General features: G+C 72.7%; 14 protein-coding genes. 13 read left to right on the top strand and 1 reads right to left on the bottom strand.

The window, feature by feature from the left end; all coding sequences use genetic code 11:
- Window positions 1-34 precede the first annotated feature (34 nt).
- From ACFWWU_RS01330 to ACFWWU_RS01270, 13 genes are all read left to right on the top strand, one after another.
- Window positions 35-820: an aldose 1-epimerase gene (locus tag ACFWWU_RS01330; protein WP_384138395.1), complete on the top strand. Its 786-nt coding sequence runs from the start codon at window positions 35-37 to the stop codon at window positions 818-820.
- A gap of 45 nt (window positions 821-865) precedes the next feature.
- The gene (gene pyrE, locus ACFWWU_RS01325) at window positions 866-1,405 is read left to right on the top strand and encodes an orotate phosphoribosyltransferase (RefSeq protein ID WP_384137630.1); all 540 of its coding nucleotides are present in this window, start codon (window positions 866-868) and stop codon (window positions 1,403-1,405) included.
- A gap of 221 nt (window positions 1,406-1,626) precedes the next feature.
- On the top strand, window positions 1,627-2,649 hold the full coding sequence (gene fbaA / locus ACFWWU_RS01320; protein WP_384137628.1) for a class II fructose-bisphosphate aldolase: 1,023 nt from the start codon (window positions 1,627-1,629) through the stop codon (window positions 2,647-2,649).
- A gap of 95 nt (window positions 2,650-2,744) precedes the next feature.
- The gene (locus ACFWWU_RS01315; protein WP_384138392.1) at window positions 2,745-3,905 is read left to right on the top strand and encodes a MalY/PatB family protein; all 1,161 of its coding nucleotides are present in this window, start codon (window positions 2,745-2,747) and stop codon (window positions 3,903-3,905) included.
- A gap of 214 nt (window positions 3,906-4,119) precedes the next feature.
- Complete coding sequence (locus ACFWWU_RS01310; RefSeq protein ID WP_384137626.1) at window positions 4,120-5,577, top strand: MFS transporter; 1,458 nt, start codon at window positions 4,120-4,122, stop codon at window positions 5,575-5,577.
- A 28-nt stretch (window positions 5,578-5,605) separates the two neighbouring features.
- Window positions 5,606-6,019, top strand: a complete 414-nt coding sequence (locus ACFWWU_RS01305) for a DUF3151 domain-containing protein (protein WP_317596825.1) — start codon at window positions 5,606-5,608, stop codon at window positions 6,017-6,019.
- Between the two features lie 334 nt (window positions 6,020-6,353).
- Window positions 6,354-7,250, top strand: coding sequence for a DUF3152 domain-containing protein (locus tag ACFWWU_RS01300; RefSeq protein WP_384137624.1), 897 nt, complete (start codon window positions 6,354-6,356; stop codon window positions 7,248-7,250).
- A 124-nt stretch (window positions 7,251-7,374) separates the two neighbouring features.
- Complete coding sequence (locus tag ACFWWU_RS01295; protein WP_384137622.1) at window positions 7,375-8,232, top strand: tryptophan 2,3-dioxygenase family protein; 858 nt, start codon at window positions 7,375-7,377, stop codon at window positions 8,230-8,232.
- The gene (gene kynU, locus ACFWWU_RS01290; protein ID WP_384137620.1) at window positions 8,225-9,424 is read left to right on the top strand and encodes a kynureninase; all 1,200 of its coding nucleotides are present in this window, start codon (window positions 8,225-8,227) and stop codon (window positions 9,422-9,424) included. The genes ACFWWU_RS01295 and kynU overlap by 8 nt, the downstream gene beginning before the upstream one ends.
- A gap of 103 nt (window positions 9,425-9,527) precedes the next feature.
- Complete coding sequence (locus ACFWWU_RS01285; protein WP_384137618.1) at window positions 9,528-10,397, top strand: alpha/beta hydrolase; 870 nt, start codon at window positions 9,528-9,530, stop codon at window positions 10,395-10,397.
- Window positions 10,398-10,493: 96 nt separating this feature from the next.
- Window positions 10,494-11,840, top strand: a complete 1,347-nt coding sequence (locus tag ACFWWU_RS01280) for a sensor histidine kinase (RefSeq protein WP_384137616.1) — start codon at window positions 10,494-10,496, stop codon at window positions 11,838-11,840.
- Window positions 11,837-12,499 carry a response regulator gene (locus ACFWWU_RS01275; RefSeq protein ID WP_384137614.1) on the top strand — a complete coding sequence of 221 codons (663 nt, stop codon included), beginning with the start codon at window positions 11,837-11,839 and terminating at the stop codon, window positions 12,497-12,499. The genes ACFWWU_RS01280 and ACFWWU_RS01275 overlap by 4 nt, the downstream gene beginning before the upstream one ends.
- 35 nt (window positions 12,500-12,534) lie before the next feature.
- Window positions 12,535-13,737, top strand: coding sequence for a cytochrome P450 (locus ACFWWU_RS01270; protein ID WP_384138389.1), 1,203 nt, complete (start codon window positions 12,535-12,537; stop codon window positions 13,735-13,737).
- Between the two features lie 181 nt (window positions 13,738-13,918).
- On the opposite strand, the gene ACFWWU_RS01265 is transcribed toward ACFWWU_RS01270, so the two are convergent.
- On the bottom strand, window positions 13,919-14,755 hold the full coding sequence (locus ACFWWU_RS01265; protein ID WP_384137612.1) for a diacylglycerol kinase: 837 nt from the start codon (window positions 14,753-14,755) through the stop codon (window positions 13,919-13,921).
- Between the last annotated feature and the right edge of the window lie 114 nt (window positions 14,756-14,869).

Here is a 14,869-nt window from a genome sequence, read left to right as displayed (position 1 = left end):
ATCGGCCCGGCAGGATTAGGGTCGGGGCGTGAGCATGCAGACGCGACTGACGGCGGGCGACGCCGAGTTGACCATCAGCCCCGAACACGGCTGCCGGATCGGGGGCCTGCGCATCGGCGGCACCGAGGTGCTGCGCCAGGGCGAGCGGTTCGGGAGCTTCCCGATGGTGCCCTGGTGCGGGCGGACCGAGAACGGCCGCTTCCTCGACGGGGCGACCACGCACCAGCTGCCGGTCAACGCGCCCCCGCACGCCATCCACGGCACCGTCCGCGACCTCGCCTGGAAGACCGCCCGGGTCTCCGAGACGGAGGCGGTCTTCACCTGCGAGCTCGGGGACCCGTGGCCGTACAAGGGCAGGGTGACCCAGGTCTTCGAGCTGGCCGAGGACTCCCTCACCCTCCGCTTCGGGGTCGAGACCTACGACGACTCCTTCCCGGCGCAGGCCGGCTGGCACCCCTGGTTCCTTCGCAACCTCGGCAACGGCGGCCAGGACGTGCGGCTCGACTTCGCCCCCGGCTGGCAGGAGGAGCGCGGCGAGAACCACCTCCCCACCGGCCGCCGGATCGACCCCCTCCCCGGCCCCTGGGACGACTGCTTCGGGATGCCCGACGGAGTCGACGTCACCCTCACCTGGCCGGAGGAACTGGAGCTGAAGGTCAGCAGCCGCGCCGAGTGGGTCGTGATCTACGACGAGCCGGCGGAGGCGGTCTGCGTCGAGCCGCAGTCCGGCCCGCCGAACGGTCTCAACACCCACCCGCGTCTCGTCACCCCGATCGACCCCCTGGAGGTCGAGAGCGTCTGGAGCTGGCGGCGGCTGTAGTCGACGAGGGGCGACCGTGCGGGGACGCCCCTTAAGCTGCTGACCATGACTGACGTACGTGCTGAGCTGCTCCAGCAGATCAAGGACAAGGCCGTGGTGCACGGCAAGGTGACCCTCTCCTCGGGTCTGGAAGCCGACTACTACATCGACCTGCGCCGCATCACGCTGGACGGCGAGGCCGCGCCGATGGTCGGTCAGGTCATGCTCGACCTCACCGCCGACCTGGACTTCGACTGCGTCGGTGGCCTGACCCTGGGCGCCGACCCGGTCGCCACCTCGATGCTGCACGCCTCCGCCGCGCGCGGACAGCGCCTCGACGCCTTCGTCGTACGGAAGGCCCAGAAGGCGCACGGCATGCAGCGCCGTATCGAGGGCACGGACGTGAAGGGCCGCCGCTGCCTGGTGGTCGAGGACACCTCGACCACCGGCGGCTCCCCGCTGACGGCCGTCGAGGCCGTCCGCGAGGCGGGCGGCGAGGTCGTCGCCGTGGCCACGATCGTGGACCGGGGCGCGGCCGGCGCGATCGCCGACGCGGGCCTGCCGTACCTCACCGGCTACCAGCTGGGCGACCTTGAGCTGGCGTAACCGCCGCGAAGTCGTGACTTAGGTCCCGGGCCCCGGCGAAGGCGGTCCTGACCTGCATTTTCACCAAGGGGCGGGGTGTTTCACGTGAAACACCCCGCCCCTTGTCGTGCCGCGCCCGTGGGAGCCCGGACAAGAGTCTGGAAGGATGGGGGCGACGATGACGTCGCCCCCAGGTCAGGGACAGCAACGCACACACCCCGCACATCACAAGGAGCGGACGAATGCCCATCGCAACCCCCGAGGTCTACAACGAGATGCTCGACCGGGCGAAGGCAGGCAAGTTCGCCTACCCGGCCATCAATGTGACCTCGACCCAGACTCTGCACGCTGCGCTGCGCGGCTTCGCTGAGGCCGAGAGCGACGGCATCATCCAGATCTCGACCGGCGGAGCCGAGTTCCTGGGCGGCCAGTACAACAAGGACATGGTCACGGGCGCCGTTGCCCTGGCCGAGTTCGCGCACATCGTCGCCGCGAAGTACGACATCACGGTCGCTCTGCACACCGACCACTGCCCGAAGGACAAGCTGGACGGCTACGTCCGTCCGCTGCTCGACATCTCCGCCGAGCGCGTCAAGGCCGGTCAGAACCCGCTGTTCCAGTCGCACATGTGGGACGGCTCCGCCGAGACCCTCGCCGACAACCTGGCCATCGGCCAGGAGCTGCTCGCGAAGGCCGCCGCCGCCAAGATCATCCTTGAGGTCGAGATCACCCCGACCGGTGGCGAGGAGGACGGCGTCACCCACGAGATCAACGACGAGCTGTACACCACCGTCGACGACGCCATCCGCACCGCCGAGGCCCTCGGCCTGGGCGAGAAGGGCCGCTACCTGCTGGCCGCGTCCTTCGGCAACGTGCACGGCGTCTACAAGCCGGGCAACGTCGTGCTCCGCCCCGAGCTCCTCAAGGACCTCCAGGCGGGCGTCGCCGAGAAGTTCGGCAAGGTCAACCCGTTCGACTTCGTCTTCCACGGCGGCTCGGGCTCGACGGCCGAGGAGATCGCCACCGCGCTGGAGAACGGCGTCGTGAAGATGAACCTCGACACCGACACCCAGTACGCCTTCACCCGTCCGGTCGTGGACCACATGTTCCGCAACTACGACGGTGTCCTGAAGGTCGACGGCGAGGTCGGCAAGAAGTCCACCTACGACCCGCGCACCTGGGGCAAGCTGGCCGAGGCCGGCATGGCCGTCCGCGTGACCGAGGCGTGTGCCGCGCTGCGCTCGACCGGCACGAAGCTGAAGTAAGTCCACGAAGCTGACGCAAGTCATCGTGTGAACGACGGGCCCGGTACCTCGCGAGGTGCCGGGCCCTCGTGCGTCGACGAGAGGGGCAGGGCCTGATGTACGACTTCGACCGTGAGACGGACCGGCACGGGACCTGGTCGGTCCAGTGGGACGGGATAGCGGACCGCTTCGGCGTCGCCGACCTGCTCCCCTTCACCATCTCCGACATGGACTTCGCCTCGCCGCCGGAGGTCCTCGCCGCCCTGCGCGACCGCGTCGACCACGGGGTCTTCGGCTACACGGACTGGCGGCTCGGCGACTTCCGGGACGCGATCCGGCACTGGTACGCGAGCCGGTACGCGACCGAGATCGACCCGGGGGCGCTGGTGTACGCGCCGTCCGTGCTCAACCAGCTCTCGCAGCTCCTGCGGATGTGGACGGAGCCCGGCGACGGCGTCGTCGTGCACACCCCCACCTACGACGGCTTCCGCAAGGCCGTCACCGGGCTCGGGCGCGAGCTGCGGGGCGTGCCGCTCGGGGACCTCGACGCCCTGGAGCGGGAGCTGGCCCGCCCCGACAGCCGGATGCTGCTGCTCTGCTCCCCGCACAACCCGACCGGCCGGGTGTGGACGGAGGAGGAGCTCGCCGTCTTCGCCGAGCTGGCGGAGCGCCACGGCGCGGCCGTCGTCAGCGACGAGATCCACGCCGACCTCACCACCGACGGCCACCGCCACGTCCCGTGGACGCGGGTGGCGGAGCCGGGCCGGGGGCGCCGCTGGGCGCTCGTCACCTCCGGCACGAAGGCCTTCAACTTCCCCGCGCTCTCCGGTTCGTACGGGATCGTCGGCGACCCCGACGCCCGCGAGGCCTTCGTCCGGCGCATGGAGACCGGCGAGGGCCTCGCCTCGCCCGCCGTCCTCTCGCTGACCGCCCACATCGCCGCCTACCGCCAGGGCGCGCCCTGGCTGGACGAGCTGCGCGGCTATGTCGCGGGCACGATGGAGCTGCTCCGGGAGCGACTGGCCACGGGCCTGCCCGGCGTCGTCTGGGAGCCCCCGCAGGCCGGCTACCTGGCCTGGATCGACCTGCGGCCGCTCGGGATCGAGGAGGCCCGGCTCCAGGAGGAGCTGGTGTCCGTGGAGAAGGTCGCGATCATGCCGGGCGGGGTGTACGGGACGCCCGGCTTCGTCCGGCTGAACGTGGGCTGCCCGAGGAAGAAGGCCGAGCGGGGCGTGGACGCGCTCGTTCGCGCGGCGAACCGGTTGCGCACGGCCTGACACGGGGAGCCGGTCTCGTGTGCGCCAGAGGCATGGGGCGGACGTGCCGTCGGGGCGCCCCGGTGTACTCGCCCGTCCTGTGCCCGTCGGGGCGCCGCCCCGGTGTGCCCACCCGGCCTGACCGGGGCCGGGGGCCCCTCCGGACGAGGTCGGGGACAGGGACGGATGCCACATCGGGGTGCACATGGCCGCCCCCGCGAGGACCATGGCAGGCATGGGTGAGCGGGACGTGCGGATGGCCTCGAGGACCGGCCGGTGGATCGTGTTCACTACCGTCCTCGGCTCCGGGATGGTGCTGCTGGACTCCACCGTCGTCAACGTCGCCCTGCCGCACATCGGCGAGGACCTGGACGCCGACCTCGGCGCGCTCCAGTGGACCGTCAACGCCTACATGCTGGCCCTCGCCGGGCTGATCCTGCTCGGCGGGGCGCTCGGCGACCGGTACGGCCGGCGCCGGGTCTTCGTGATCGGGGTGGTGTGGTTCGCGCTGGCCTCGCTGCTGTGCGGGCTCGCGCCGAACGCCGAGATCCTGATCGCGGCCCGCGCGCTCCAGGGCGTGGGCGGGGCGCTGCTCACGCCCGGCTCGCTCGCGCTGATCCAGGCCAGTTTCCACGAGGACGACCGGGCCAAGGCGGTCGGTCTGTGGTCCGGCTTCGGCGGGGTGGGCGCGGCGGTCGGGCCGTTCGTCGGCGGCTGGCTGGTGGACGGTCCTGGCTGGCGGTGGGTGTTCCTGCTGAACGTGCCGCTCGCCGCACTCTGTGTGCCCGTCGCCCTGCGCCATGTGCCGGAGTCACGGGACGAGACCGCGCACGGCCGCTTCGACGTGCTCGGCGCGGTCCTGGGCGCGGCGGCGCTCGGGCTCGTGACGTACGCGCTGATCGGCGAGGCCTGGTGGGCGGGGGCGGCCGGGGTGGTGCTCGGGGCGGGGTTCGTGGTGGTGGAGCGGCGGCGCGGCGAGCGCGCGATGGCGCCCTCGTCGATCTTCGCGTCCCGGCTGTTCACGGCGGTCAACCTGGTCACCCTGTGCGTGTACGCGGCGTTCGGCGGGTTCTTCTTCCTGGCCGCGCTCCAGCTCCAGGTGGTCTCGGGCTACTCGGCGCTCGGCGCCGGTACGGCGTTGCTGCCGACGACCGTGCTCATGCTGCTGCTCTCGGCGAAGTCCGGGGAGCTGGGGGAGCGGATCGGGCCCCGGATCCCGCTCACCGTGGGGCCGCTGCTGTGCGCGGCGGGGATGCTGCTGATGCTGCGGGTCGGGGAGGACGCCTCGTACGTCCAGGACGTGCTGCCGGCCGTGACGGTGCTCGGTCTCGGCATGACGGCCCTGGTGGCGCCGCTGACCGCGACCGTCCTGGCCTCCGTGGACGTGGCCAGGGCGGGCCTGGCGAGCGGGATCAACAACGCGGCGGCGCGGGCGGCCGGGCTGCTCGCGGTGGCCGCGCTGCCGCTGCTCGCCGGGATGGGCCCGGAGGCGTACCTCTCGGCGGAGGAGTTCGACGAGACCTTCCGGCGAGCGATGCCGATGTGCGCGGGGATCCTGGTGGTGGGGGCGGTGCTCGCCTGGACCACGATGCGCACCCCGCCCGCGGGAGCCACGTGCCACCCGGAGTGCCGGGTCCACTGCGGGGTGACGTCACCGCCGCTCGACCCGGGCCGGCGGGACGCCCAGGCCTGATCGACAGGACACCCCCTAGGGTGTCCCCATGGCCATCCACGAGAACCTTCTGGGGGGACCGGCCCCCACCCACCTGCCCGACGACCCGGGGCCGCGCGAACTGCTCGCGAACGGTACGGCGCCGGCGGAGGTCGCCGCGCAGTACCCGACCTCCTCGCTCGCCTGGGCGCAGCTCGCCGACGACGCCTTCGAGGGCGGCCGGGTCGTCGAGTCGTACGCCTACGCCCGTACGGGCTACCACCGCGGCCTGGACTCGCTGCGCCGCAGCGGCTGGAAGGGCCACGGCCCGGTGCCGTGGGAGCACGAGCCGAACCGCGGCTTCCTGCGCGCGCTGCACGCCCTCGCCCGGGCGGCCGGCGCGATCGGCGAGAAGGAGGAGTTCGAGCGCTGCACGACCTTCCTGCGGGACTCCTCGGAGACCGCGGCGGAGACGCTCGGCTGACCTTCCGGCCGACCTTCTGGCTCACCTGTCGGCTGACCTTCCGGGCGCTCCGGACGACCTTCCGGACAACCTCCGGATGATCTTCCTGACGACCTTCCGGAGGCCCTCCGGATGACCTTCCGGGCAGCCCTTCGAACGACCTGATCCGTCCCGATTTTCCCCCGTCCCGCCAGGTGGGGGGAAATCGGGACAGACCTCTCCGCGCGTCCGAGCGCGTTCGAGGATGTTCGAAGAGGGCCGGTACGATCCCGGGGACCGCAGCACCGAGAACGCCGGTTTCCGAGGCCCCACTTCCTCCTCCCCCACACCGGCCGACGCAGGGGAGAAGACTGTCGTGGGCAAGCGTGCCGCACCCGCAGGACGGCGAGGGACACAGAGCCGCCGGCGGGGCAGAGGCAGACGCGGCCCCGTGCGCCGGCTCGCGCTGCCGGTCCTGGTTCTGATGACCGTCGCGCTCGGCGGCGGCGCGGCCCTCGCGCACTTCAACGGCCAGGCGGTCGACGACTCGGCCGCCCCCGCGCCGCGGGCGACGACCGCGACCGCCACCGCGGATCCGACGACGGACGCGCCCACCCCCCGGCCGACCACGGCCAAGCCGAAGCCGAAGGCCACGACGGCGAAGCCGAAACCCAAGCCGACGCCCACGCCGAAGAAGACGACCGTGCCGCAGTCCGGCGCCGGGACCTTCACCACCGCACAGGCCTCCGGCGACGCGGTCGGCACCGGCGGCTCGCTGCGCCGCTACCGCGTCCAGGTCGAGGACGGCATCGAGCTCTCGGCGCACTCGGCGGCCGCCGAGATCCAGCGGATCCTGGCCCATCCGCGCAGCTGGGCCGCGCACGGCCGGGGCCGCTTCCAGCTGGTCTCGCAGAACGCCGACTTCGTCATCCGGATCGCCACCCCGGACACGGCGGACTCCCTCTGCGCACGGCAGGGCCTGAACACCCGCGGCGAGCTGAACTGCGAGACCACCGACGGCGTCGTGGTGAACCTCAAGCGGTGGATGCTCGGCTCGCCGACCTTCGCGGGGGAGGCGGCCGAGTACCGGCACCTGATCATCAACCACGAGGTGGGGCACGAGATCGGCATCCGGCAGCACATGGGCTGCCCGGGTCCGGGCAAGCTCGCGCCCGCGATGATGCAGCAGATCAAGGGCTTGAACGGCTGCCGTTCGAACGCGTTTCCGTATGACGAAGACGGGAGCTACATCACGGGCCCGATCGTGTCATGATGCGGTTGGGACGGCGCGCGACGAAGCCCGCCTCCCGAGGGGACCGGGGCTCCCGTGCCGCAGGGAAGAACGCGCGCGCGGTGGAGCAGACCGCTACCCGGTAGTTCGTATCGAGGAGACAGAAATGTCACCCATCCCGGGTTCCCCCGATTCCGGAGCCGATTCGGTCGCCGTCGACCCGAACCTCGACTTCGCGGGTACCACGCCGTACGAGGACTACGTCCAGGCGGACGTCCTCACCCACCTCCAGCACCTCCGCTCGGACGACCCGGGCGAGATGGTCTTCCTGGTCACCACCCAGGTCATGGAGCTGTGGTTCACGGTCATCGTCCACGAGTGGGAGACCGCGAGCCGCGCCCTGCGCGAGGACCGCGTCCCCGTCGCCATGGACGCGCTCAAGCGCTCGGTGCGCGAGCTGGAGGCGCTCAACCACTCGTGGCGGCCGCTCGCCCAGCTCACCCCCGGCCAGTTCAACGCCTACCGGGCCGCGCTCGGCGAGGGCTCCGGCTTCCAGTCGGCGATGTACCGCCGCATGGAGTTCCTGCTCGGCGAGAAGTCCGCGTCGATGCTCGTCCCGCACCGGGGCGCGCCCCGCGTCCACGCCGAGCTGGAGAAGGCGCTCCACGAGCCGAGCCTGTACGACGAGGTCCTCGGCCTGCTGGCCCGGCGCGGTCTGCCCGTGCCGCAGTCGGTCCTCGGCCGTGACCTCGCGCAGCGGTACGAGCCCTCCCCGGCGGTCGAGGCCGTCTGGGCCGGTATCTACGCGGACACCGACCAGAACACCGAGCTGGTCCGGCTCGGCGAGGCCCTGAGCGACGTCGCCGAGCTGGTGTGGCGATGGCGCAACGACCACCTGGTGGCGACCCGGCGCGCGATGGGCGCGAAGACCGGCACCGGCGGTTCTGCGGGCGTGGCCTGGCTGGAGAAGCGGGCCCAGAAGAACGTGTTCCCGGAGCTCTGGACGGCGCGCAGCCATGTCTGATCCGCGACAGAAGGCCCTGGAACTCGACGCCGCCGACGGCCTCGCCCAGCACCGCGAGAAGTTCGCCCTCGACGCCGGGACCGTCTACCTCGACGGCAACTCGCTCGGCGCGCTGCCCGCGCACGTCCCGGCCCGCATGGCCGACGTGATCACCCGTGAGTGGGGCGAGCTGCGCATCCGCTCCTGGGACGAGTCGGGCTGGTGGACCGCGCCCGAGCGGATCGGCGACCGGATCGCCCCGATCGTCGGCGCCGCCCCCGGGCAGATCGTGGTCGGCGACTCCACGAGCGTGAACGTCTTCAAGGCGGTCGTCGCCGCGGCCCGGATCAACGGCGACGAGCGGGACGAGATCCTCGTCGACGCGACGACCTTTCCCACGGACGGGTACATCGCGGAGTCCGCAGCGCGCATGACGGGTCACGAGATCGTGGCGTGCGACCCGGCCGACATGGCGGACGCGGTGAGCGAGCGCACGGCCCTCGCGCTCGTCAACCACGTCGACTACCGCACGGGCCGGCTCCAGGACCTGCCGGGCCTCACCGCCGCGCTCCACGCGGCGGGCGCGCTCGCCGTCTGGGACCTGTGCCACAGCGCGGGCGCCCTGCCCGTCGGCCTGGACGCCCACGGGGTCGACCTGGCCGTCGGCTGCACCTACAAGTACCTGAACGGCGGCCCCGGTTCGCCCGCGTACCTGTACGTCGCCGAGCGCCACCAGGCGGCCTTCGACTCCCCGCTGCCCGGCTGGAACTCGCACACGGACCCGTTCGCGATGACGCCCGGGTACGAGGCTGCCGCGGGCGCCCTGCGCGGCCGCGTCGGGACGCCCGACATCCTCTCCATGCTGGCGTTGGAATCGGCGCTCGACGTGTGGGCCGGGGTCGCGATCGAGGACGTGCGCGCCAAGTCCCTCGCGTTGACGGACTTCTTCCTGGAGTGTGTCGCCGCCTACGCGCCCGAGGGCCGGGTCGTCCCGGTGACGCCCGGAGCGCGCGCCGAGCGCGGCAGCCAGGTCGCGCTGAGCTGCGAGAACGCGCCCGCCGTGATGGCGGAGCTGATCAAGCGCGGAGTCGTCGGCGACCTGCGCCGCCCGGACGTGCTGCGGTTCGGCTTCACGCCGCTGTACGTGGGCTTCGCGGACGCGGAGCGGGCGGCCCGCGTCCTCGGGGAGGTCCTGGCCGACCTCCCCGCCTGAGGGGCGACGGTCCGATGATCGCCTGATCTGCGGGGGCTCCGGTGCTGGTACCGTCCCCGCAGGTCAGGCCAATTCGGCCGCGTCACCGAGAGGTTGGAACAGCATGCCGGACCCCGCCGCGCGCGATGCTGCCGAAGAAGCGTCGGCCTTCTCGCACCCGGCCGTCGCCCCGGACGCCTCCGCCGCGTACGGCGACCACCCGGACCAGGTGGTCGACTTCTACGCCCCGCGCGACGGCCGCACCCGGGCCCCGCTCGTCGTCGCCCTGCACGGCGGCGCGTGGCGGGCGCCGTACGACCGGCAGCACCTGACCCCGTTCGTGGACTTCCTGGCCCGCCGCGGCTTCGCCGTCGCCAGCGTCGAGTACCGGCGCGGCAGCGACATCCCCCGCCAGGGCGGTACGGCCCCGGTCGCCGGGCGCTGGCCGGAGACCTTCGACGACGTGGCCGCCGCGCTCGACGCCGTACCGGCGCTCGCCGCCGTCCACCTGCCGCAGGCCGACACCGCCCGGATCGTCCTCACCGGCCACTCCGCCGGCGGGCACCTCGCCCTCTGGGCTGCGGCCCGCCACGTCCTCCCCGCCGGTTCCCCGTGGCGGCTGCCCGCCCCGCCCGCGCTGCGAGGGGTCGTCGCCCTCGCCCCGATCGCCCACTTCGGGCGGGCGGTGGAGCTCGGCGTGTGCGGCGGCGCGGTCACCGAACTCCTCGGCGGCGAGGCGGAGTACGCGCACCGGGCGGCCTTCGCGGACCCGGCCGTCCTCCTCCCGACGGGCATCGCGACCACGATCGTCCAGGGCCGTGAGGACGTCGTCGTCCCGCACACGGTCGCCGAGGCGTACGCGGAGGCGGCGGCGAAGGCCGGCGAGGAAGCCGGCTTCACCCTGCTCGAAGGCGTCGGCCACTTCCCCCTGATCGACCCGGCGGCGGACGCCTGCGCGGTGGTCTCGGAGGAGATCGCCCAGCTCGCCTGGTGAGGCCTTGACGGACCTGCGGGGCCGCACGTAGTCCTCAGGGGGGACGCCGGAGGATCCGTAACGAGCGGGACGACCGGGGTCACCCGCCCCCGTACCGTGGTTCGCGTGACCCAGACACAGACCTCCGAGACGAGCCGCAGCCCCGAGTTCCGCCTGGTGCAGGTGGCCCTCGGCGGACTGCGGCAGGAACTCTTCCACGACGCCTTCGCCTACCGCCCGCTGTCGCGCATGGACGTGAACAGCGGGCCCGCACGCCGCCTGCCGAAGCGGATACGCCCCTACATGGGCCTGCTGCCTCACGCGACCGTCGCCTTCCTCGCCCTGATCGTCTTCCTGATCGGGTACGACCGGATCAACGACGGCTTCGGACTGGCGGGGCTCGTGTTCGCCTGGGTGTCGCCCGCCATCGTGCTGGTCACGCTGATCAGGCCGGTCTTCGCCTTCTGGGCCTCGCTCGCCTCGACGCCCTTCCTGGCGTTCCTCGGCGGCTACTGGGGCGGGTGGCCCTGGACGGAGAACGCGTTCGCCGCCCATCTGGTGGTCCTCACCGTGGTCGCCGCCCGCACCGGGCCCCGAGCCGCGTGGTGGATGTGGCTCGGGACGGCGGGCTACGCCTTCTTCGCCGAGATGTTCCTCGGGGTGGGGCACGGCTCCGACTCGATGCCGATGCTCTTCGTCGCCGCCCTCGCCCTGCTCACCGTCTCCATGATCCAGACCCGCAGCCGGGCCAACCGCGAGGTCACCGCCCAGCAGACCGTCACCGCCCAGGAGATCTCCAAGCGGACCGTCCTCGAAGAGCGCACCACCATCGCCCGTGAGCTCCACGACGTCGTCGCCCACCACATGTCGGTGGTCGCCATCCAGGCGGAGGCCGCGCCCTACCGGGTCGAGAACCCGCCGCCGGAGCTGGAGCAGGCCTTCCTCACCATCCGCGAGAACGCCGTCGCCGCGCTGACCGAGCTGCGCCGCATCCTCGGGGTCGTCCGCGCCGAGGACTACGAGGCCCCCGACGCCCCGCAGCCGACGCTCGGCGACCTGGACTCCCTCGTCCGCAACGTCACCGAGGCCGGGCTCGTCGTCGAGAAGACGGTGACCGGCGCGGTGCGCGAGCTGCCCCAGGGCGTGGAGCTCTCCGCGTACCGGATCGTCCAGGAGGCCCTGTCGAACGTGCTGCGGCACGCGCCCGGCGCGGCGGCCAAGGTCGAGGTGTCGTACGTCCTCGGCGGCCTCGGCCTGCGCGTCGCCAACGGTCCGGCACGCGGTCTCGTGAAGCCGTCGCCGGGGGCCGGGCACGGCATCACCGGCATGCGGGAGCGTGTGACGATGCTGGGCGGGGAGATGACCGCCGAGGTGACGGCGGACGGCGGCTACGAGGTGGCCGCCTTCATCCCCGTGAGCCGTGAAGAGGCCCGTGAAGAGACCCGTGAGGAGACCGACCAGTGATCCGTGTGCTGATCGTCGACGACCAGATGATGGTCCGCGAGGGCTTCTCCGTCCTGCTCGGCGCGATGCCCGACATCGAGGTCGTCGGCGAGGCCGTCAACGGCCGGGAGGCGATCTCCCAGGTCGCCGCCCTCCGCCCGGACGTCGTCCTCATGGACATCCGCATGCCCGAGCTGAACGGCATCGACGCCACCCGGGAGATCGTCGCCGCCGACGAGGACGCGAAGGTCCTCGTCCTGACCACCTTCGACCTCGACGAGTACGTGTACCAGGCGCTGCGCGCCGGGGCGTCCGGCTTCCTGCTCAAGGACGCCTCGGCCCGGCAGCTCGCGGAGGGCGTGCGGGTGGTCGCGGCCGGCGAGGCGCTGCTCGCGCCGACCGTCACGAAGCGGCTGATCACCGAGTTCGCCAAGGCACCCGGCAGCTCGCCGCGCCCGCCGGCGATGGCGCAGATCGGGGAGCTGACGGAGCGGGAGACGGAGGTGCTCGTGCTCATCGCGCAGGGCCTGTCGAACGTCGAGATCGCCGAGCACCTCGTCGTCGCCGAGTCCACGATCAAGACGCACGTGAGCCGGGTCCTGGTGAAGCTGGGGCTGCGCGACCGGACGCAGGCGGCGGTCTTCGCGTACGAGGCGGGCCTGGTGCGGGTCGGCGGTTAGCGGTGTCCTGGGGGTAGCGTCCGGTCATGGACGCCATGGACGCTGTCGATGTCGACGCCGTGTACGACCCCTGGTCCCCCGGGTTCGTCGCCGATCCGTACCCCGCCTACGCCCGGCTGCGCGCCGCCGGCCGCGCGCACTGGCACGGCCCCACCCGGCAGTGGTTGATCCCGCACTACGAGGACGTGTCGGCGCTCCTCCGGGACCGGCGGCTGGGCCGGACGTACACGCACCGGTTCACCCACGAGGAGTTCGGGCGGGGGGCGCCGGCCGCCGCGTACGAGCCCTTCCACACGCTCAACGACCACGGGCTGCTCGATCTGGAGGCGGCCGACCACAGCCGGATCCGGCGGCTCGTGTCGAAGGCGTTCACGCCGAGGACGGTGGAGAACCTGGCGCCGACGGTACGGCGGCTCGCCGCCGGGCTCGTCGGCGACCTGGTCGCGCGGGGCGGCGGCGACCTGCTCGCCTCGGTCGCCGAACCCCTCCCCGTCGCGGTGATCGCCGAGATGCTGGGCATCCCGGAGGACGACGAGGAGCGGGGGCGGCTGCGGCCCTGGTCGGCGGCGATCTGCGGGATGTTCGAGCTGAGCCCCTCGGAGGAGACGGCCCGGCGGGCGGTGACGGCCTCGATCGAGTTCTCGGACTACCTGCGGGAGCTGATCGCGCGGCGCCGGAAGAGCCCGGGGGACGACCTGATCTCGGGCCTCGTCGCGGTGGAGGGGCTGACGGAGCAGGAGATGATCTCCACCTGCGTACTGCTCCTGAACGCGGGCCACGAGGCCACCGTGAACACCACGGTCAACGGCTGGTGGACGCTCTTCCGGAAGGGCGTCCGTCCGGATCCCGAAAAGTTGTCCACAGCTGTGGAAGAACTTCTGCGGTACGACACCCCGCTCCAGATGTTCGAGCGCTGGGTCCTCGACGACATCGAGGTCGGCGGCCAGGTCATCCCGCGCGGCTCCGAGGTCGCCCTCCTCTTCGGCTCCGCCAACCGCGACCCGGCCCGCTTCGGCCCGACGGCCGACGAGCTCGACCTCACCCGCGCCGACAACCCGCACATCACCTTCGGCGCGGGCATCCACTACTGCCTCGGCGCCCCGCTCGCCCGCCTCGAACTGGAGGCGGTCTTCGGCGAGTTGCTGCGCCAGGCACCGGGGCTGCGGCTCGCGGCGGAGCCCGTGTGGAAGCCGGGGTACGTGATCCGGGGCTTCGAGGAGCTGCTCGTGGAGGTGTGAGCCGATCCCCTCGTACGGGCTCGTCGTCAGCGCCAGGAGCAGCACCCATCAGCACCCACCCGCGCCCGCCGGCGAAGGCGCGGACGTTCCCATGCTGACGGCGGCGACCAGGACGCCCCACCGCCGGACGCCCCACCGCCGGACGCCCCACCGCCGCTGGCGGCGTTCCGCCCCCGGGAGGCTAGAGCCCCGCGATGTCCCGGGGAAGCGTCAGCCCCCACGCTCCCGCGCGGGCCGTCCACGTGCGGCGGCGGACCGGGCCCGTGATGCGGCCGTCCGCGCGGTAGCGGAAGTCCGGGCCCGAGACCGTGAGGGTGCGGGCCAGGGAAGGGTGGCCCGGCGAGTGGTCGTCCGGCGACGCGTGGGCCGGGTGGACCGTGACCTCCGCCGTGCCCGCGACCGAGCGGACCGAGACGCCCTCCACCGGCGTGTCCACGTCCGCGAGGAGCACCCCGTCCGCCTCCACCCGCAGCCGGTGGGTGCGGACCGCGAAGGCCGTCGGGGCCGGGCGGACCAGCGTGCGGACCAGGGAGCGGCAGGTGCCCCAGACGGACGAGGTCGGCACGGCCAGGGTGCGGACGGTCGATACGCCGGGGATGCAGAGGTCGCCGAGGACGACCCCGTCGCTGTCGTCGACCAGCAGGTCGAGGCGGCGCACCGCCCCGTCGAGGACCGCCCGCGCCGCCGCCGGGGTGGAGCGCGGCACGCCGAGCGCGTGCGCGAGTTCCAAAGCGTCCGGCGGGCCGATCGGGACGAGGGAGAGCGCCCCCTCGGCGAGCCCCCGCTCCCGGTGCAGCAGCGTCACCGTCCGGAGCAGCGCGCGGTCGTCGCCGAGCACCACGGGGTGCCGGGAGCCGCGCCGGGCCAGGGCTCGGGTGAATTCCTCCGGGCTGTCCGGCAGGCAGATCTTCGCTTCCGCGCGCGCTGACAGGACATCCTTCGCGATCCGTACGGACTCGCCGTCACTTCGGCGGGCGACCGGGTCGACGATGACCAGCAGCTGGTCGTGATCCGACACCTCGGTCCTTCCTCGGGTAGCATCTTTGTGCAAGAGCCCCTTGCGCTATTGCGCCAGGGGCTTCGTCTATTCCGGGGCACACCGGTGAGGCGGCCTCGGCCCCTGACCTTGGAC

Origin of the sequence: Streptomyces sp. NPDC058650, assembly GCF_042717315.1 — a bacterium.
Lineage (GTDB): Bacteria > Actinomycetota > Actinomycetes > Streptomycetales > Streptomycetaceae > Streptomyces.
The sequence above is the reverse complement of the archived record's forward strand: the minus strand, read 5'-3'. Positions and strand labels throughout refer to the sequence as shown.

Coding starts and splice junctions, on each gene's coding strand:
- ACFWWU_RS01310 (WP_384137626.1), top strand. CDS start 4,120: ATGGGTGAGCGGGACGTGCGGATGGCCTCGAGGACCGGCCGGTGGATC.
- fbaA (WP_384137628.1), top strand. CDS start 1,627: ATGCCCATCGCAACCCCCGAGGTCTACAACGAGATGCTCGACCGGGCG.
- ACFWWU_RS01285 (WP_384137618.1), top strand. CDS start 9,528: ATGCCGGACCCCGCCGCGCGCGATGCTGCCGAAGAAGCGTCGGCCTTC.
- ACFWWU_RS01295 (WP_384137622.1), top strand. CDS start 7,375: ATGTCACCCATCCCGGGTTCCCCCGATTCCGGAGCCGATTCGGTCGCC.
- ACFWWU_RS01270 (WP_384138389.1), top strand. CDS start 12,535: ATGGACGCTGTCGATGTCGACGCCGTGTACGACCCCTGGTCCCCCGGG.
- ACFWWU_RS01305 (WP_317596825.1), top strand. CDS start 5,606: ATGGCCATCCACGAGAACCTTCTGGGGGGACCGGCCCCCACCCACCTG.
- kynU (WP_384137620.1), top strand. CDS start 8,225: ATGTCTGATCCGCGACAGAAGGCCCTGGAACTCGACGCCGCCGACGGC.
- ACFWWU_RS01315 (WP_384138392.1), top strand. CDS start 2,745: ATGTACGACTTCGACCGTGAGACGGACCGGCACGGGACCTGGTCGGTC.
- pyrE (WP_384137630.1), top strand. CDS start 866: ATGACTGACGTACGTGCTGAGCTGCTCCAGCAGATCAAGGACAAGGCC.
- ACFWWU_RS01330 (WP_384138395.1), top strand. CDS start 35: ATGCAGACGCGACTGACGGCGGGCGACGCCGAGTTGACCATCAGCCCC.